The organism is Natronorubrum halobium, assembly GCF_051351675.1.
Taxonomy (GTDB): domain Archaea; phylum Halobacteriota; class Halobacteria; order Halobacteriales; family Natrialbaceae; genus Natronorubrum.
Map to the genome: position 1 here is coordinate 60,955 of NZ_CP195596.1, position 17,447 is coordinate 78,401.

A 17,447-nucleotide genomic window follows, 5' to 3' on the forward strand; every position below is an offset into this window, starting at 1 on the left:
CCGACGTGGCGGCTGCATCTCCCTGGGGCACCGAGTGCCTCGCTCGCTGCCGACTCGAGTACCGGCAGAGCGTTTAATACTGCCGGCGGTGATAGATTGTCATACGATGTCGTATCACAACTCGGTCCGAGAGAATACCGTTCCGGACGCTGAACCCGGTCTCAGTGAGGGGGGATAGCGATGGACGTCAGCCTGATGGGGCTCACCCAACACCCCGGTGACCGAAACGCCGGCAACTGCTTCGACGACCTCCTCGAGCAGGTCCGACTGGCCTCGGAGCACGATTTCGCCGGCGTGTTCGTCGGCGAACACCACTTCACCGACGACATCTACTTCGATAGCCTGCAGACGCTCGCTCGAGCGGCCGCGGAGATGGACGACGGAATGATCGCCGGGACGAGCGTCTGTCTCCTGCCGCTTCACCGGCCGACGCTCCTCGCCGAACGCATCGCCACGCTCGACGTGATCACGGGTGGAAACGTCGTCTTCGGCGCCGCCGCCGGCTACCGAGACGAAGAGTTCGCCACGCTCGGAATCGACAAGGACGAACGAGACGGACGAATGGAGGAGGGAGTCGAGGTGCTCAGACGGCTGTGGAGCGCCGATAGCGCCTCCTTCGACGGCGAGTACGCGTCCTTCGAGAACGTCACGACGCGTCCCCGACCGGTTCAGGAATCGGGGCCGCCGATATGGCTCGGCGGCTCCTCACCCGCCGCCGTCCGACGCGCAGCCGAAATCGGCGACGCCTGGCTCATCGACCCGGTTTCGCCCGTGAGTCAACTCGAAAAGGCGGTCGGTCTCTACGACGACGTCCGCACCGAGGAGCCGGCGTGCCGGCCGATCCGACGCGACGTGTACGTCGCCGAGACCACCGAAGCGGCGATCGAGACGGCGGCTCCCTACCTGCTCGAGAAGTATCGATCGCTCGTCGAGTGGGGAATCATCGACGACGACGACGAGGCCACGAGCGAGCGCGAGCAGTTCGAACGCGTTCGCGAGGGCCGATATCTGATCGGCGATCCGGATCACGTCATCGGCGAACTCGAGGCGTTGAACGATCGACTCGGCGTCGACCATCTCGTCGCTCGCGTGCAGTGGCCCGGGATGGCCCACGACCGGGCGACGGACGCCATCGAACTGCTCGGCGAGGAGGTGCTCCCGCAGGTCGAGTCGCTGTAGCAGTAGGCTTCGATCACACTACGGGCGCAACAGCAGTTTCCCTCTCGTGTTTCGATTTTCGATGTACTCGTGGGCGGCGGCCGCCTCCTCGAGCGGGAACGCGTCGTCGATCACGACCTCGATATCGCCAGCCACGATCCGAGAGAACACGTCGTCTATCGCGGGCAGGACGCGATCTCGGCCGGTCTCGAGCGCTCGCGGAAGGTGATAGCCGACGACCGAAACGTTTCGTAACCGCATCGACCGAAGGTCGGGTTCGCCTTCGCTGCCGCTCGCGGAGCCGATCGACACGATCCGACCGAAGTTCGCGAGGACGTCGAGGCTCTCGTCGAACGTCTGCCCGCCGACGCCGTCGAGGACGAGGTCGACGCCCGATCCATCCGTGAGTTCCGTGATCGCCGCCGCGAAATCCGTCTCGACGTAGTTGATGGGGTGGTCGGCACCTAGCTCGGAGACGAATTCGAGTTTCTCGTCCGTGCTGGCAGTCGCGAAGATCTCGGCCCCGTCGTCGGCCGCGAGTTGCACGGCGGCACTGCCGACGCCACCGGCGGCGCCGTGGACGAGCACGCGCTCGTTCGCCTCGAAGCCGCCCCACTCGTGAAGACAGTTGTGGGCCGTGACGAACTGGACGAACGAGCCTGCGGCCTCCTCGAACGACAGGGCGTCCGGAATTCGAAACACCGATTCGGCGTCGGCGATCGTCGCCTCGGCGTACGCTCCGTCGTCGACGCAGGCGACCACTCGATCGCCGACCTCGAACGCCGCGCCGTCACCGACGGCGTCGATCGTTCCCGCCGCCTCGAGACCGGGAACGTACGGTGGCGACGTACTCGACGAACCGCTTCGTCGCTTGACGTCGGCGAAATTCACCCCGATAGCGGCGTTCCGTATTCGGACTTCGCCGGACTCGGGGGCGGGCGTCTCGGTCTCCGTCAGTTCCAGTACGTCGGCTGGACCGTGGGCTGGTACCTGAACGACTCGCATAGCGATGACTGTGTGTGTCTCCTAATAAGTCTATGGCAGTCTCGGGTGGCTCCGCGCTCGCGTGATCGTCTCTCGGAACCGAATATCGTTCGGACCGCTTACAGAAGAACTAACGTTCGGGCACCCCATCGTCTGTACCATGCTACCAGTTCACTCGTACATTCGATACTGGCTAACCGAAAGGCCACACGACCGTCGGCTCCGCACCGGGTGGGACGATGCTCGGTGATGCCCCGCTCGCGGAAACCGCCGCGGCGCTCCGGTCCGGTGAGCTATCGGTATCGGCGCTGTTCGAGCGGACCGAGGAGCGGATCGACGACCGGGAACACGAAATAGCGGCGTTCGTCGGGGACGACGTCCAGTGGGGTCGCGTCCGCGAGCGAACCGACGCGTTGGAGGCACGGTATCCGGACCCGTCGGACCGGCCGCCGCTGTTCGGCGTTCCCGTCGGGATCAAGGATATCATCAACGTGGACGGGCTTCCGACCCGGGCGGGATCGGCGCTTCCGGCGGCCGCCTTCGACGGACCCCAGGCGGACGTCGTGACTGCGCTGCAGGACGCCGGCGCGATCGTCCTCGGCAAGACCGTAACGACGGAGTTCGCGTACTCGAAGCCGGGTCCGACGCGAAACCCGCACGATCCGAACCACACGCCCGGCGGCTCGAGCAGCGGTTCGGCGGCGGCCGTCGCATCGGGGATGTGTCCCCTCGCCCTCGGAACGCAGACCGGTGGCTCCGTCGTTCGTCCCGCGGCGTTCTGCGGAGTCGTCGGCGTGAAGCCGAGTTTCGGTCGGCTGCCGACCGACGGCGTCCTCCGCTACGCGGAGTCGCTCGACCACGTTGGATTCTTCACACAGGATATTCCGGGGGCTCGACTCGCCGGCGAATCGATGTACGAGCGATGGACCGAACCCGCCGACGACTCGCGACCGCGGATCGGCGTTCCGGCCGATGCGTACCTCTCGCACGCGAGTGACGCCGGTCGTGCGGCGTTCGAGCGTCACCTCGAGGCGCTCTCGACCGCCGGATTCGAGGTCGAACGGACTGACGTCTTCGACGAGTTTCCGACGGTGTTCATGCGCCATCAACGCCTTAAGGCCGCGGAAGCGGTACTGAACCATTACGATCGCTTCGAGCGCTACGGGGAGCGGTATTCGGACGTCATGACCGAACAACTCGAAGTCGGTCGTAGCGTTCGCGTCGACGACCTCGCGACCGATCGCGCGAAACGAATCGACTACCGAGACGCGATCGAGGACGAGCTGGACGACCGGAACGTGGATCTGCTCGTCTCGCCGCCGGCACCCGGCCCCGCTCCCGAGGGGATCGATTCGACGGGAGATCCGATCATGAACCTGCCGTGGACGTACGTCGGCCTCCCGACCGCGACGGTGCCTGCGGGAACGGTCGACGGACTCCCCGTCGGACTCCAGTGTAGCGCACGCTACGACGCGGACGAACAGTTGCTCGCGTGGCTCGAGTCGATTCGGGCGGCACTACCGGGACTGCAGTCCTCGGCGTAATCGCCGAGAGACGTGGAGTTCCTGACGAGAACGATACCGGTCGCGAGTCGAACTCAGTGGTCGTGGGAGTGGTCGCCGACGACGAACTCGGACGCGTCGCGGTCCCCTCGAGCGAACTCGGCTGCGCGTTCCTCGAGTTCGTCTTCGTCGAGCAACTCGGCGTCGCTGAGTAACTGCGCCGTGGCGTCGATCCAGTGGTCGTAGTAGGCTCGCTCCGTGTCCGTCTCGAGCGAGCCGTCGTCGGTTCCGATCCGTTCGATCAACCGTCGCTGAAACGCGTCCCACTCGATCGCTTCGGTCTCCGAGAGGGCGACGACCAGCCCGAACGCGCGGAGTTGATCGGGCGAATCGCACTCCACCGGCGGCGCGTCGGGTGTGCTCGACGCTTTCGGGGATGCGGTATCCGTTGGCGCGCGCTCCCGCTCCCGCTCACGCTCTTCGGTCATGGGTCATTCACCCGGTCGACGCCGATCATCGCGTTACGCGTGACCCGATCCGCCAACTCCTCCTCGGAGCAGGTGTCCGCGTCCGCCGGCCGCTGGGGCAACACCATGTAGCGAATCTCCGAACTCGAGTCCCAGACCGTGACGTCGACGTCAGACTCGAGATCGAGCCCGAACTCCGACAACACCGCTCTGGGTTCGCGGACGACCCGCGATCGGTACGACGGCGTCTTGTACCAGGTCGGCGGCAGGCCGAGCAGCGACCACGGGTAACACGAACAGAGCGTGCAGACGACGACGTTGTGCGTCGTTTCGGTGTTCTCGACGACCCGGAGGTGCTGCTGGCCGATCTCGAAGTCGAACTCCGCGACGGCCTCGTTCGCGTCCTCGAGGAGCCGTTCCTTGAACGCCGGATCCGACCAGGCACGGGCGACGACGCGCGACCCGTACATCGGGCCGATCTCGTCCTCGAACAGTCGGATCACCTCGTCGACTGCATCCGTGCTGATCACGCCCTTCTCGACGAGCAACGACTGGAGGGCTCGAGCCCTGGCCTTGAGGTCGTCGGGCGACTCGTCGGTCGACCCCGCGCGGTCGTGGCTGTGGTCAGCGTCGTCGGCGTGGCTGTGTTCGGAATCGTGGCTGTGAGCAGCGTCGTCGGCGTGGCTGTGTTCGGAATCGTGGCTGTGAGCAGCGTCGTTGCCGTGGTCGTGGCTGTGTTCGGAATCGTGGCTGTGAGCAGCGTCGTTGCCGTGGTCGTGACTACGATCGGAATCGCGGTCGTGGGTGTGTGAATCGTCCATTGCAAATCACTCGCGTTGTGGGGTTTCGGAGTCGCTCGAGGTCGGCGTTTCGGTGCCGGCCGGCTCGAGATACCGTTCCCAGAGGTCGACGGAAACGCTATCGGCGTCCGTATCGTCGTTCCAGAGCTCCGCCGCCTCGAACTCGATCGAGTACAGCGGTTCGGCGGCGTCCGTCCCGTGGGCGACCTCGTCCGGGACGTCGTAGGTTCCACAGACGCGGTCGACGGTCCCGCAAGCGCGTCGCACGTATCGCGGACAGCGCGTGTGGCCGTCCGGATGGTCGTTCCGGACGACGACCTCGTCTCCCTCCTCGAAGGCCGGTTCGACCGGGTCGGCGTCGAAGGACGAATCCCGTCGGAAGGTCGCCCGTACCTGTTCGACCGTGGGTCCGTCGGTCTCCGCGGTGTCTCCGTCCCCGCCGTCCGCCTCCTGCGTCTGGGACTCGAGGCGTGCTTCGAGTTCCGCTTCGGAGACGACCCCTTTCTCGAGGAGCAGCGTTTCGATGCCGGCCGTCCAGCGCTCGAAGTACGACGCCTCGAGGTAGGTCGCCGGCGCCATGCGCTCGATCGCGTGCCGTTTCTCGTCGACGCGATACACTGAGTCGTACTTGAGCAGTTTGTCGACCGCGAAGAGTTGTTTCTCCCACTCGCCGTGGAACGCCGCCGAGTCCGCCGTCTCGACGGGGCCGAATCCGTGCATGCCGCCCATATCGTGGATCCCGTTCATACCACTATCTTGCGACTCATCCACATAGTATTTCTCCCGGTTACCGCACTCGGAACTGATCTCGGCGGGGAGTGATCGCTCGCGGCGAGCCACTGACGGCCGACCGTCGAACGCGAGACCGAGCGGCGGAATCGACCACGGGATTGGGTAACATATAAGGACGCATCGAACGACGTCATCGTATGGAACCGGTCAGATCCGCGCTGTTCGTCCCGGGGAATCGCGAGGAGTGGGTCGCAAACGCCCACACGAACGACGCCGACGTCGTGATCCTCGATCTCGAGGATTCGGTCCCGCCGGGGGAGAAGGACGCGGCGAGGGAGATCGTCGCCGACAACGTCTCGGCGCTCGCCGACGAGGGGCAGCGAATCCACGTTCGCGTCAACGCTCATCCGAACGCGAGCCAGGGGTTCGCCGAACGCGACTACGAGGCGGTCGTCCGCGCCGGCGTCGAGGCGATCACCGTGCCGAAGGTCAGGAACCCGGAGGACGTCGAACGACTCGATTCGGTGTTGACCCACATCGAGCGACGCGAGGGACTACCTGAAAACAGCGTCGAGTTGCTGGTCAGCATCGAGACGGCACAGGCGATGCGGCAGGTGTACGACATCTGTACGGCCGCGGAACGCGTCGCGACGATCGGCTGTGGCGCCGTGAAAGGAACCGACACCAACCGAGCGCTCGGATTCGAGTGGACCGGTCCCGGTCGGGAGGGACTGGAGACGGTTCACCTCCGCCAGCAGGCGCTGATGGACGCTCGAGCGGCGGGTATCGAACATCCGCTCGCCGGTACGTACGTCGATGTCGGCGACATCGAGGGACTCAGAGAGGACATGCAGTTCTCGCGGGAGATGGGCTACACGGGCTACATCGTTATCCACCCCTCTCACGTCGAACACGCGAACGAACTGTTCCTCCCCGACGCCGACACCGTCGAGTACTGGATCGGTGCGCTCGAGGCGCTCCAGGAGGCCGAACGCGAGAACAAGAGCGCGGTTACGTACGAGGGAGAGATGATCGATATCGCGAACGTTTCGACCGCCGAACGCTACCTCGAGTACGCGAAAGCGTTCGAGGACGATCTCGAGCTCGAGACCGACCTCGACGCCTACTGAGGAGAGCCGATACAATATGTCCGAACACGACAGTCTGACACAGAAGCGGCGCTCGATAGCGCCGTATCTCAAGTTCGTTCGAGCCCTGGATCCGGCGATCGATCTCGACACCCGCATTCATCACATCCTCCACGATTTCTTCGACGACGGCATCGATCGGTTGCTCGAGGACCTCGAGGCGGCGGGGGTGACGGCCGGATTTCCGGTCCCCGCGATCTATCTCGAGGAAGACGACCATCTCCGCGAGGCGATCGAGCGAATCGCCGCCCGAGGACACGACCTTGTCGTCCACGGCTATCGACACACCTCCTACATGGAGACGCCGTACGAGATGGCTCTCGAGGAGTTGACGACCGCCCGCGACGCGTTGGAATCGGTTTCGGCGTCGACGCCGACGGGGTTCCACGTGCCGTTCATGCGAGCTAGCGAGGGCACGGTTCGCGCCGCCGAAGACGCCGGTCTCGACTGGCTGCTGGGCCAGCCACCGTCCGAGACGTCGACGACGCTCGAGGTGCTCGACCCCGTCCGTCCGTACGATCTGCAACGCCTCGAAACCGGAACGGCTCCCCGCGACGCGTTCGAACGGTTGACCGCGAGCGCGACGACGACGTCCGTATTGCTGTGTCATCCGAATATTCACGTCCACCACGACGGGGTCGACGCGTTCGCCGAGATACTCGCGAATACCACCTTCGACACCCCGCAGGCCGTCGCGGACGGACGCGCAGACGGCCCCGGACTGTTGCTCGATTGTTTCCCGCCGTTTCGGGTGCGGTAAGCGCGGAAAATCGCGCCGATCGAGGACCGCTTCGCCCGGAATTCAGTCGCTCCGTTCGTCGGTCCCGAGGAGGTCGTGCAGGATCGCGAGCTCCTCGTCCGCGGAGATGTGGTCGGACTCGAGACAGGCGTGAACGACCTTGTGCAGGATTTCCGGGTCGCTAATCGCCGGCAATGACGACTGCGTCTCCTCGAGCGATCGCTCTACGGCAGTGAGTCGCTGAGTGAGTTCGTCGATCTGTGCGTCGCGGTCGTCGGCCCGTGGCAGCCTCGATCCGCCGTCCGTCCGTTCGATGGCCGCCGGTCGCCTCTCGGACGTCTCCCCTCGAGCTACCGCGTCGGGATCGTCGAAATACTGCTCGACGAACGAGCGACGATCGGACCAGTCGAAGCCGTCGATCGAGTTGACGCGTTTGTTGATGCTCGGGCTACTCACACCGAGAATATCGGCGATATCGGCCTGCGTCGCGTCGGGCCGTTCCGCGATGACGCGAAGCGCTTCGCGCTGCTTTTCCGTGACCTCCGTCTCGGTTCGCGTCTCGCTCGCAACGCCATCCCGACCGGTTCCCGTCGTTTCCTCGCCGTTTTCCGTCGACTCGGCAGCCGTCGATCCGGCGTCCACCTCCAGTGCTTCCTCGGCAGGTGCCGTCGCCGGGTCTCCGTACTCCTCGAGCACGTGATCCACGAGATCGGCAGTGGCACCGCTCACGGCCGTCGCGATGTCCTCCATGGACGCGTCGGGGTTCGTCTCTGCGGCGTCTAAGATCTGTTTGTGGATGATCGCACGCGGTATCCTCGTTGACTGTTCCTCTCGGTGACCGTTCGGGCTGGTCGCGGATTCGGACATTGACACTCTATGACAAAGATTGCCACGCTCTACCGTGACTATACCGGTCCGGGATAATATAGTTGGCTACTTCGACGGAGTGTCGACGGCCGCGCTATCGAGGTGCCTCGATTCGCCGAGAGAGGCCGACACAAGGGGCCGAGTCACGTCGATTTCCAGTCCCTCTCCTGTCACGATCCCTGCAGTAGTGAGAACGCTTAATAACGCCTGCCAGTTGAGTATAGGCTATGACAGGGATCTCAAACGTCCTCCTGGATCAAGAACACCAACTGTTCCGTGACGAGACGAAACGGTTCGTCGAGAACGAAGTGCTGCCGGAGGCCAGAGAGCGGGATCCGCAGCAGGAGGAGATGTCGGCCGAACTCGTCGACAATCTCCGCGAGATGGGCTTTTTCGGCATCCTCATCGACGAAGAGTACGATGGTCTCGGACTGGATCTCAAAGCCTACGCGGTGATCGCCGAGGAACTCTCTCGCGGCTGGCTCAGCGTCGGCAGTATTATCGCACGCGGCCAGAGTCTCGCCGGAGCAACCGAAGAGCAGAAGCAGGAATACCTCCCGAAGATGGCGAGGGGAAAACTGCTCAAGAGCATCGCGATCAGCGAACCCGACGCCGGAAGCGACGTCTCGAACATGCGACTGCGGGCGGAGCGAGACGGCGACGAGTACGTGCTCAACGGCCAGAAGATGTGGTGTACGTTCGCGAAGGGCTCGGATTTCATCCTGACGTACGCCGTTACCGACCCCGATGCGGAGCCGTCGTACCGCGGAATCTCCGGGTTCATCGTCGAAAAACCGGCCGGAACGTTCGACCGAGAGGGCCTGAGCGGGACCGCGATCGACAAGATCGGGTACCACGGCTGGAAGACGTGGGAGGTGAACTTCGACGACGTCCGCGTCAGCGCGGACAAACTCGTCGGCGGCGAGGAGGGACAGGGGTTCTACCAGATCATGGAGTTCTTCGAAGAGGGCCGGGTTCACACGGCGGCCAGAGCGGTCGGGCTGGCTCGCGGCGCGCTCGAGGACTCCCTGGGATACGCGCAGGAGCGAGTACAGTTCGACGAACCGATTTCGGAGTTCCAAGCGATTCGGTTCAAACTGGCCGATATGGCGACCGAGGTCGAAGCCGCTCGAGCGCTGACGCTCCTCGTCGCCGACGCCGTAGACGAAGGCGAGGGAGCGGATGCGGAGGCCGCGATGGCGAAGCTGTTCGCGAGCGAAGTCGCAGAGCGCGTCACGAGCGAGGGCATTCAGATCCACGGCGGGTACGGATACACGACCGAGTTCGACGTCGAGCGTTACTGGCGGGATGCCCGACTCACCCGCATCTTCGAGGGGACGAGCGAGATCCAGAAACGAATCATCGCGGATAAGCTGCTTTCCTCGTAGTCCCATCCCCGCTCGATTCTCCTGTCGCCCCACTTCCGATGAACGCTGCCCGCACAGACGATACTTATTTTACTCGCCGTGTGCGTTTATCACTAGCATGTATACGACGGATGTCGGAGTGATCGGACTCGGACAGATGGGCGGCAGTATCGCAGTCAGACTCACCGAAGCCGGATTTTCAGTCACCGGGTACGACGAGAGCGACGAGACGCTCACGCGACTCGCCGAGGACGGTATCGAACCGGGAGACTCACCCGCAGCCGTCGCATCGGCCGCGGATCTCGTCATCACGAGCCTTCCGACGCCGTCGATCGTCGAATCCGTGTATCTCGACGCCGACGGGATCGACGATGGCGCGAGTCGAAGCGACGGGGTGATCGCACTGGAGATGAGCAGCATCGAACCGGAGACGACCCGCCGTATCGCCGCCGAGAGCGAGGCCGTCGAACTCCTCGACGCGCCGGTCAGCGGCGGGCCGACGAACTGTGCGGACGGCTCGCTCATGGCCATCGTGGGCGGCGACGAGACGGTGTTCGAGGGGGAGACCGTTCAGGGCGTACTCGAGTCTCTCAGCGAGCGGATATTCTACGCGGGGGACGTGGGTTCGGGACACACGGTGAAACTCCTGAACAATGTCATGTCGATGGGGAACCTGCTTCTCGCGATGGAGGTCATGTCACTGGGCGTCGCCGCGGATGTCGATGGCGAAGTCCTGTACGAGATTCTGTCGAACACCGGGGGCGCGTCCAATCAGTTCCGGAAGCGACTCCCGAGAGTACTGAACCGAAACTTCGAACCGGGGTTTACGGTGGATTACGCGCGAAAGGATACGGGACTGGCACTCGAGATGGCGGACAATCAGGACGTTCCGCTCGCCCTGAGCGGGCTGGTCAATCAACTCTACACGAAAGCGAGCGCCGAAGGACTCGGTGACGAGGACTGCTGTAGCGTCGTCAAGTTGTTCGAGCAGAGTACGGGAGCCACTGTCGAATCCGAATCCGACGTCGACGAGACGTTTACCGGCTACAGTTGAACCGTTCGAGCAGTTATCGGAGCATTCGAAGCGCTGTCGTCAGAGAACGTTCGGTCGGGTGTCGACGTTCGTCCCTCCGTAACTGGTCGACCACCTCGTAATCCTTTGCGATTGTTGTTCGGTCGACGACTACGTCGGTCGGAATTCAGTGGACGTGATTTTCCCCTCGAGGTGCAACGACCACTTTCGGGACTCGCGGTTGACCGGTGAGCGGGAAGGAACAGCTACCTCGCGGGTCTCTCCACTACGATCTCTAGCCAATCTCGTCGTCGAACGCTCCTCTCCAGGCCGCATTCGTTTACTCGCTCCTCGACGTTCTCGGTGGTCTGGTAGAATCGACGGTCTCCCACCCATCAGTTAGGTCGGACTTTTAGAGCCATTCGTGGCTGCTCACTTAGTTATCTTTCTCTTGACTACTTATCGAATCTCTCATATTACTATCAATCTATCTGCCTTCAATACATGATTGTGGGATATATGGCGCTATTGTGCGTATAACTATATAAAATATCCAAAATTCTCTAATAATATCTGTACTATACGATATTGATCGTCTAACTGTGCAACTACCAGCACTTTACTGGGTCACAATCTCCCACCTCGTACCAGAGAACAAACCCGACTGTTCTCACCATAACTACTGTAATTGGTAGAAATTCCGCTTGATCGATTCGGAATGTCGACGATCCGAGACTGGAACTATTCCCGATGCATATCAGATTGAAGATATATACTGATAATCGTCACTGAGCGCCGACGCGTCCTCGTCGAGCAGGGCGACGACGAGATAGGGGCTGTACGTGTGCAGGTACTCGATCAACGTCGCGATTCGCTCGGAGTCGATCGCTTCGAGCGAATCGAGGAGGAGAAACGGAACCGTCTCGTAGACCTCGTGAACCAGATAGCCGGCGAGCGCGAAGACGAGACCGACGACTTCGCGTTCGCTTTCACTGAGGTGATCTACCGTATCCTTGTAGGTCGTTCCGTTCTTCGTCTGTCTCGCGATGTTGAGGTCGAAGACGCTTTTGCGTTCCTTTCGGCGTCCGCGTCGGACGTCCGTTTCCGTCCGATCGAGCCAGACGCGCTCGATATTTCCGTAGCCGAGGCGTTCCAGGACGGTGTCCATATGCTCGTTGAACTCCTCGACGGCCGTTCGCTCGATCCGTTTGATCTTCGTTCTCGACGCTCCGATCTCGTCTTTGATCGCGTCGCGTTCGGATTCGAGTTCGGCTTCGCTCTCGAGGCGAGTCTCGATCTCTTCGATTTCGTCGTCGATTCCTTCGATTTGGTTTTCCAGCTTTCCGAGATCGTACTCGTACTGATTGGCTTCCCGGTGGAGTTCGAGAACCTCCTCCTGCATGTCTTCTTCCTGGGCTTCGACGTCCTCTTCCAACGCAGAAATTTCCGTTCGCAGGCTGTCACGGCGTTCGGAGAGCCGTTCGATCGCTTCTTCCGTGTTCTCGATCTCCTCGGCTACTTCGGTCTGCCGTCGCTCGATGCGCTCCCGTTCGCGTTGTTTGTCGCGGAGTTCGGATCGCCGATCCGTTAGCGCGTCGAGTTCGTCGTCGATCTCGTTGATGGCGTTGAATTTCTCCTGACTCTGCTCTCGGAGCAGCGAAAGGGTGCTTTCGATCTGCTCTGCGTCGACGACGCTCCCACACGTCCAACACGTCACCGAGTCGTCCGGGAGCAGTTGATCGGTCACCGAATCGCCATTCTCGTCGGTGGTACCGTCGAGGAGGCCGTTCTCCGGGTCCTCGAGCATCTCTTCGTTGAACTGGATGACACTCTGCAGATCGGTGATCTCGGATTCGAGTCGCTGTTTTCGCGTCCGAAGCCTGTCGATGCGCGACTCGATTTCGTCGTGGTCTCCCATGGGCGTGTCCGGGAGGTCGTCGGCCTCGTCCGCAAGCGTCCGTTTCTCGCGCTGGAGGGATTCGAGACTTTCCTTCTCGGTTTCGAGCTCGTAGCGAACGGATTCGAGGTCGCCGCGTCGATCTTGGAGCTCGGTGAGCTTTTCCTCCAACTCGTTCTGTTCCGCGCGTGTCTGTTCGACGCCGTCGTCGTACGACTCGAGTTCCGCCTCCGTTTCGGCGAGCCGTTCTTTCGTCGACTCGATCTCCGATTCGATTCGCGTTCGGTCTTCCTCGAGCGACGGCAGTCGTTTTTTCAGGGACGCGATTTCGTCCAGTTCCTCGTTGATCCGTCGTCGCTCGTCGATGAGTCGTTCGATCTCCGCCTGGATCTCGTCGGTATCGATCGGTCGCATAATGAGATCCCGAAGATCGGTGTCCGTCACCACTGCGCGTCTCGCGTCGTTCGACTCGAGAAGAAATGCGAAGAGTTCTGCGAGAAGGGGCTCCTCGAGATAGGGGTCGCCACCCGTTCGGATCGAGCCGTTCGCTCGTTCGAGCTGTCGGGTGTATGTTTCGTCGCCGATGGTGAGCGTGACGTGAGCCTCGTCGGCGTCCGCCTTCACGGAGACGTCGTCGCTTCCGAGTGCGGCCATGATCGCCTGTAAGAACGAGGTTCGATTGGTCGCATTTCGACCAGCGAGGACCGTCACTCCGGGGGTGATATTCGCGCTCACCTCGTCGATGCCGCCAATATTGGTGACCTCGATCTCGATTTCCTTGGGTTCTAACTCTTGACCACTCATTCGTCTGTATTCCCGCCCACGTTACCATAAGTGCTTCTCTCTACATGTCTCGTGTCTCTCTCCGTATGGCCACTGAATAACTATAGTAACAATACCGTCACTATCTCACTGTTCCGTTCTGATACGCGCTATACTCGCCTCAATCCCTCAACAGGTGTTCCTACTGTTCCTCGGATCGGTACTCGTAGTGCTACTATCGGTATACGAGAATACAACTAACAGCATTTCCACGTTCGACGAGGTGGACGAAGTGACTCTAACCAATACTATCTCCGTAGCGGTCTTCCAGCACGGTCGGTAACCGCTCAGTTAGACACAATCACAACTCGTTCCGTCCGAGAGTTCGGTAATGTTCATCTGTCGGCCACACTCCGTACACGCGACTTGCACCCCGACCATGACACGTGGATTCTCGATCTCGAGGACGGTTCCGTCGTTAACTCGCTCGAGTCTGCTTTCAGTTACGGCCACGAGTTTGTTCTGCAGTTGCTCGACGGCGGTCTGTAACTGTGAGATGGGGTCACCGTCGGTCGCTTCGTAGCGTACACCCCGGTGCTTCTGCAGGTACGTTCGGATCGCCTGATACGAGACGAAATCCGACTCTAACTGATCGACGTCGATACCCTCCCCTTCGAGTCGTCGACGAACCCGGGTGCGGTCTGCAACGCTCGCCGAGTCAGTCGTGAGGAGGCGATAAAAGTTTTCGACCTCGCCGTCGAGTGTTTCGACGTTGGCGTTCCGGAGGATCTGCCGCAATAGCTCCCGATTGAAGTAGTCCGCTAGATCGCGAAGGCTGCGCCGATCTGCCCCTTCTTTCGTCCATTCGGTCTCGATTTCGGCGCCGAGTTCGGCCAAGTCGTACTGGTCGACGAGACGGGCTACTTTACTCGGGCGGCCTCGAGAACTGCTCGATTCTGTATCTTCGTCCATATTTCATCAGTCGTAGTTGATCCCCTAATCAGTTGTCATTGGCAAAGACGGGTTCGCGACACTACCGTCGCCTTTCGGATCGCTACGGATTCGTCCGTCAGAAATGACGAGTTCGGTACTGGCGGATCACCGCTCGACGGTCGCTCCGATCACGAGCAGCATTCCATAACAACTGTACCGGTGTTAGTAAATTCGAAACCTCGTCGTTTCGAACCCAGTTCCGGATCGTCACGAACGCTTCGAATCGATGCGAGTACCCGGCGATGTGCACGGACTCTGCTATACTGGTGTGGGTTCCTGTTCGTACTGATTTGTGGACTATCACAACTGGGAGCAACCGCGTTCGCCCCTGTTAATTCCGTAACAGTGGAACACTTGTTTGGAAAAGAGCTGACTAGATAGGATCCACCGCAACAACGGAACCGCTGTTAGTGAAACGTTCGCTGGGGACGCGGAATCAGAGCCGAGCGAAGTGAGATCGTCCGTTCGAGTGCGCTTCGACTCCCCGTTTGGAGGTCTCAGGATGAAACGGTTCGAGAGCGTTAGTCGGAGTACACGATTTCTAGCTCCAGTTCGTTCACCGTCGCCAGAAGCAGGTCCGGCAACTCATCGTGCAGGAAATCGCCTTTGAGGCGCTGGGCCGGACCGGAGATGGTCAGCGCGCCGAGAATACTGCCGCTCGGCTCTCGTACGGGTGCAGCAACCGCACTGCTCCCTTCGTAGTGTTCCTCGATATTGAACGCGACACCGCTGTCACGAATGGTCTGGAGCTCTTCGAATAGTGACTCTTTCGACGTAATACTCTGCTCCGTGGACGCTTCGATCCCGTGTCTGTCGATAATTTCGTGAACTCGTTCTTCCGGGAGATGCGCGAGAATCGCTTTTCCGGATGCCGTCACGTGGAGCGGGAAGCTCGTGCCCTTTCCGGTAAACGTCTCGACGGCGAGATTTCCGGTGCTCGTGTACACGTACCGGCCGCGACCGTGTTCCTCGGTTACGAAGTGGGTTCGACCACCGGTCTCTTCGGCGAGGGACTCGACCCGTGCTTCCGCTTTCCGGTACGCTGGTTTGCGGCGCCGCGTGTACTCCCCGATGTGGAGATACTCCATGCTGGGGTAGTAGAGATCCCCCTCTTTGATCACGTAGCCTTCTTCCAACAGCGTCTGGAGGTGTTTGTGCGAAGTGCTCGGTGCGATGTCGATCTCCGATGCGATCTCCGTTACCCGCGCCCCGTCCCGTCTGACGAGCTCTTGAACGACAGCCAGGCTGATTTCGACCGCGTTGATCTTTTGCGGGTTGTTTCCCATACTCTGCCATCGAAGACCGAGTATATAAAGTTCACGTCTGAGAAATAATTTTCTTTGCTTTCATGGCTGGGGAATCCAGTCCGAATACGTGACCTGCGAGACTCCTCCTGGAGGGTACCACCGCTTTACTGTTCGGCCGATCTACTCTACTGAGGAATATAATTACTTCGATACTCCTGAAATCAATGTATTAGTCGGCAACAATATATATCACTATTTCTCACCGACGAATCCGACCTACTACTTGATCCTTGCGATTAAGTGGCTAATCAATACTGATTGTGTTCGTATCCTCGCTGAATAACAATATATGTCATTTATTGGCTCGTCTGCTAGGGTATCTCTGCACCCGGCCGTTTTCGAAGAGCGAAAATCACTGTATCAGTAGTTACCATGTGGAACGGTAGCAACTCTCTTGGGCTCATCGTCTCCGCTACCACAACTCTCATACTGCTTTACTACGATCCGATCATATGGACTTCCAGTTGACCGAGGAACAGCAGTTAGTGTATCGAACTGCCTCCGAGATCGCGAAACAGGAATTCGAAGACGATGCGTTCACGTGGGAGGACGAGTTCCCGGCTCAGAATCAGGAGATCCTCGCGGAGCAGGAACTCCTCGGTATCGGGCTTCCGATGGAGTACGGAGGCGGTGGCTACTCGCCCGTCGAAGTGTTGCTGGCCCAGGAAGCCGTCGGTCGAGTCTGTCCGGACACCGCACACATCCTCTCGCGATCGTCGATGGGACCGCCTCGAGTGATCGCGGCACTTGGAAGCGAGTATTTGAAGGAGAAGTACCTCCCGGGCGTCTGCGCCGGAGAGACGGTTATCTCCGTCGCGATCTCCGAGCCCGAGGCGGGTTCCGACGCCGGGAACATGCAAACGAGCGTCGAATACGACGGTGACGAACTCGTCCTGAACGGGAGCAAGATGTGGGTAACGAAAGCCGAACAGTGCGCCGCGTTCCTCGTCTACGCACGGTTCCCGGACGACAATATCGGTGCCATCGTCGTCGATAAGGACACCGACGGACTGTCACTCGACGATGGAACGACGAATATGGCCGGCCACGTTCAGAACGAACTCTATTTCGACGACTGCCGGGTTTCTGAGGAACAGGTCTTGGTTCACGAGAAGGAGGCGTTCAAGGAATTGATGATCGAATTCAACGTGGAACGGTGTCACAATGCGATGATGTGCGTCGCGTGCGGACTGAACTCGTTCGATAAGGCGCTGGCACACGCACAGGAACGCGAACAGTTCGGCCAGCCGATCGGCGATTTTCAGGGTATCGAGTGGAAACTCGCCGATATGGCGATCGAACTCGAGTCCGCGCGGCTTCTGATATACAGAGCGGCGGCCAACGCACAGGATAGCGATCCATCGCGTCTGGAGACCTCGATCGCGAAGGTCAAGGCGAACGAAGTCGGCCAGAAGGTCGTCGACGAAGCGCTGCAGATCCACGGTGCGATGGGGTACATGCAGGAGTCGCCGTTGGAGTACATGTACCGGTGGGTTCGCGGGTGGAAGATCGCCGGCGGTACCGTCGAAGTGCAGCGGAACGGAATCGCGAGCTATCTCAAGAAATACGGACTCGACTGATCGAGCCGATCAGGTTAATACTGATCACCGAACCGGACGTTTCTGCCCGTCGACCGGCCGTTCCCGATCCTCGAGGCGGCGTTTTTGTACGATAGCGGACGACGACGACCGGGAGCGCGCTCTCGGCGAGCG

At 60.9% G+C, this 17,447-nt stretch carries 15 protein-coding genes; 7 read left to right on the forward strand and 8 right to left on the reverse strand.

The window, feature by feature from the left end; genetic code table 11:
• The first annotated feature begins 180 nt into the window (after window positions 1-180).
• Window positions 181-1,179, forward strand: coding sequence for an LLM class flavin-dependent oxidoreductase (locus ACSFC7_RS24300; RefSeq protein WP_436348486.1), 999 nt, complete (start codon window positions 181-183; stop codon window positions 1,177-1,179).
• Between the two features lie 18 nt (window positions 1,180-1,197).
• Here the strand turns inward: ACSFC7_RS24300 and ACSFC7_RS24305 are convergent, their stop codons facing one another.
• Window positions 1,198-2,163 carry a quinone oxidoreductase family protein gene (locus tag ACSFC7_RS24305; RefSeq protein WP_436348487.1) on the reverse strand — a complete coding sequence of 322 codons (966 nt, stop codon included), beginning with the start codon at window positions 2,161-2,163 and terminating at the stop codon, window positions 1,198-1,200.
• Window positions 2,164-2,381: 218 nt separating this feature from the next.
• Here ACSFC7_RS24305 and ACSFC7_RS24310 point away from each other — a divergent pair, with 218 nt between their 5' ends.
• Window positions 2,382-3,686: an amidase gene (locus tag ACSFC7_RS24310; protein ID WP_436348488.1), complete on the forward strand. Its 1,305-nt coding sequence runs from the start codon at window positions 2,382-2,384 to the stop codon at window positions 3,684-3,686.
• A 53-nt stretch (window positions 3,687-3,739) separates the two neighbouring features.
• Here ACSFC7_RS24310 and ACSFC7_RS24315 read toward each other — a convergent pair whose 3' ends face one another.
• Genes ACSFC7_RS24315 through nthB form a run of 3 tightly spaced genes read right to left on the reverse strand, consistent with a single transcriptional unit; the run spans window position 3,740 to window position 5,658 of the window.
• Window positions 3,740-4,132, reverse strand: a complete 393-nt coding sequence (locus tag ACSFC7_RS24315; RefSeq protein WP_436348489.1) for a nitrile hydratase accessory protein — start codon at window positions 4,130-4,132, stop codon at window positions 3,740-3,742.
• Window positions 4,129-4,932 (reverse strand): nitrile hydratase subunit alpha, encoded by an 804-nt coding sequence (gene nthA, locus ACSFC7_RS24320; protein ID WP_436348490.1) that lies wholly within the window; start codon window positions 4,930-4,932, stop codon window positions 4,129-4,131. Before nthA ends, ACSFC7_RS24315 begins: the two co-directional genes overlap by 4 nt.
• 6 nt (window positions 4,933-4,938) lie before the next feature.
• The gene (gene nthB, locus ACSFC7_RS24325; RefSeq protein WP_436348491.1) at window positions 4,939-5,658 is read right to left on the reverse strand and encodes a nitrile hydratase subunit beta; all 720 of its coding nucleotides are present in this window, start codon (window positions 5,656-5,658) and stop codon (window positions 4,939-4,941) included.
• A 182-nt stretch (window positions 5,659-5,840) separates the two neighbouring features.
• On the opposite strand from nthB, the gene ACSFC7_RS24330 reads away from it, so the two are divergent.
• Complete coding sequence (locus ACSFC7_RS24330) at window positions 5,841-6,773, forward strand: HpcH/HpaI aldolase/citrate lyase family protein (protein WP_436348492.1); 933 nt, start codon at window positions 5,841-5,843, stop codon at window positions 6,771-6,773.
• A 16-nt stretch (window positions 6,774-6,789) separates the two neighbouring features.
• Window positions 6,790-7,551 (forward strand): polysaccharide deacetylase family protein, encoded by a 762-nt coding sequence (locus ACSFC7_RS24335; RefSeq protein ID WP_436348493.1) that lies wholly within the window; start codon window positions 6,790-6,792, stop codon window positions 7,549-7,551.
• Between the two features lie 42 nt (window positions 7,552-7,593).
• Here ACSFC7_RS24335 and ACSFC7_RS24340 read toward each other — a convergent pair whose 3' ends face one another.
• Complete coding sequence (locus ACSFC7_RS24340; RefSeq protein WP_436348494.1) at window positions 7,594-8,397, reverse strand: winged helix-turn-helix domain-containing protein; 804 nt, start codon at window positions 8,395-8,397, stop codon at window positions 7,594-7,596.
• A 227-nt stretch (window positions 8,398-8,624) separates the two neighbouring features.
• Here ACSFC7_RS24340 and ACSFC7_RS24345 point away from each other — a divergent pair, with 227 nt between their 5' ends.
• Together ACSFC7_RS24345 and ACSFC7_RS24350 are read left to right on the forward strand one after the other, a co-directional pair.
• A complete protein-coding gene (locus ACSFC7_RS24345; RefSeq protein ID WP_436348495.1) occupies window positions 8,625-9,785 on the forward strand; it encodes an acyl-CoA dehydrogenase family protein in 1,161 nt (386 codons plus the stop codon).
• 97 nt (window positions 9,786-9,882) lie between these two features.
• Complete coding sequence (locus ACSFC7_RS24350; RefSeq protein WP_436348496.1) at window positions 9,883-10,818, forward strand: NAD(P)-dependent oxidoreductase; 936 nt, start codon at window positions 9,883-9,885, stop codon at window positions 10,816-10,818.
• A gap of 715 nt (window positions 10,819-11,533) precedes the next feature.
• Here the strand turns inward: ACSFC7_RS24350 and ACSFC7_RS24355 are convergent.
• From ACSFC7_RS24355 to ACSFC7_RS24365, 3 genes are all read right to left on the reverse strand, one after another.
• A complete protein-coding gene (locus ACSFC7_RS24355; protein WP_436348497.1) occupies window positions 11,534-13,477 on the reverse strand; it encodes an archaea-specific SMC-related protein in 1,944 nt (647 codons plus the stop codon).
• A 309-nt stretch (window positions 13,478-13,786) separates the two neighbouring features.
• On the reverse strand, window positions 13,787-14,407 hold the full coding sequence (gene rdfA / locus ACSFC7_RS24360; protein WP_436348498.1) for a rod-determining factor RdfA: 621 nt from the start codon (window positions 14,405-14,407) through the stop codon (window positions 13,787-13,789).
• A 542-nt stretch (window positions 14,408-14,949) separates the two neighbouring features.
• Entirely contained in the window at window positions 14,950-15,714 is a 765-nt protein-coding gene (locus ACSFC7_RS24365; protein WP_436348499.1) for an IclR family transcriptional regulator, read from the reverse strand.
• Window positions 15,715-16,187: 473 nt separating this feature from the next.
• Here ACSFC7_RS24365 and ACSFC7_RS24370 point away from each other — a divergent pair, with 473 nt between their 5' ends.
• Window positions 16,188-17,315, forward strand: coding sequence for an acyl-CoA dehydrogenase family protein (locus tag ACSFC7_RS24370; RefSeq protein WP_436348500.1), 1,128 nt, complete (start codon window positions 16,188-16,190; stop codon window positions 17,313-17,315).
• The last annotated feature ends 132 nt before the right edge of the window (window positions 17,316-17,447 follow it).

Bases quoted from the DNA above. Each gene is read 5' to 3' on its own strand.
- ACSFC7_RS24300 (WP_436348486.1), top strand. From the start codon at position 181: ATGGACGTCAGCCTGATGGGGCTCACCCAACACCCCGGTGACCGAAAC.
- ACSFC7_RS24305 (WP_436348487.1), bottom strand. From the start codon at position 2,163: ATGCGAGTCGTTCAGGTACCAGCCCACGGTCCAGCCGACGTACTGGAA.
- ACSFC7_RS24310 (WP_436348488.1), top strand. From the start codon at position 2,382: ATGCTCGGTGATGCCCCGCTCGCGGAAACCGCCGCGGCGCTCCGGTCC.
- ACSFC7_RS24315 (WP_436348489.1), bottom strand. From the start codon at position 4,132: ATGACCGAAGAGCGTGAGCGGGAGCGGGAGCGCGCGCCAACGGATACC.
- nthA (WP_436348490.1), bottom strand. From the start codon at position 4,932: ATGGACGATTCACACACCCACGACCGCGATTCCGATCGTAGTCACGAC.
- nthB (WP_436348491.1), bottom strand. From the start codon at position 5,658: ATGAACGGGATCCACGATATGGGCGGCATGCACGGATTCGGCCCCGTC.
- ACSFC7_RS24330 (WP_436348492.1), top strand. From the start codon at position 5,841: ATGGAACCGGTCAGATCCGCGCTGTTCGTCCCGGGGAATCGCGAGGAG.
- ACSFC7_RS24335 (WP_436348493.1), top strand. From the start codon at position 6,790: ATGTCCGAACACGACAGTCTGACACAGAAGCGGCGCTCGATAGCGCCG.
- ACSFC7_RS24340 (WP_436348494.1), bottom strand. From the start codon at position 8,397: ATGTCCGAATCCGCGACCAGCCCGAACGGTCACCGAGAGGAACAGTCA.
- ACSFC7_RS24345 (WP_436348495.1), top strand. From the start codon at position 8,625: ATGACAGGGATCTCAAACGTCCTCCTGGATCAAGAACACCAACTGTTC.
- ACSFC7_RS24350 (WP_436348496.1), top strand. From the start codon at position 9,883: ATGTATACGACGGATGTCGGAGTGATCGGACTCGGACAGATGGGCGGC.
- ACSFC7_RS24355 (WP_436348497.1), bottom strand. From the start codon at position 13,477: ATGAGTGGTCAAGAGTTAGAACCCAAGGAAATCGAGATCGAGGTCACC.
- rdfA (WP_436348498.1), bottom strand. From the start codon at position 14,407: ATGGACGAAGATACAGAATCGAGCAGTTCTCGAGGCCGCCCGAGTAAA.
- ACSFC7_RS24365 (WP_436348499.1), bottom strand. From the start codon at position 15,714: ATGGGAAACAACCCGCAAAAGATCAACGCGGTCGAAATCAGCCTGGCT.
- ACSFC7_RS24370 (WP_436348500.1), top strand. From the start codon at position 16,188: ATGGACTTCCAGTTGACCGAGGAACAGCAGTTAGTGTATCGAACTGCC.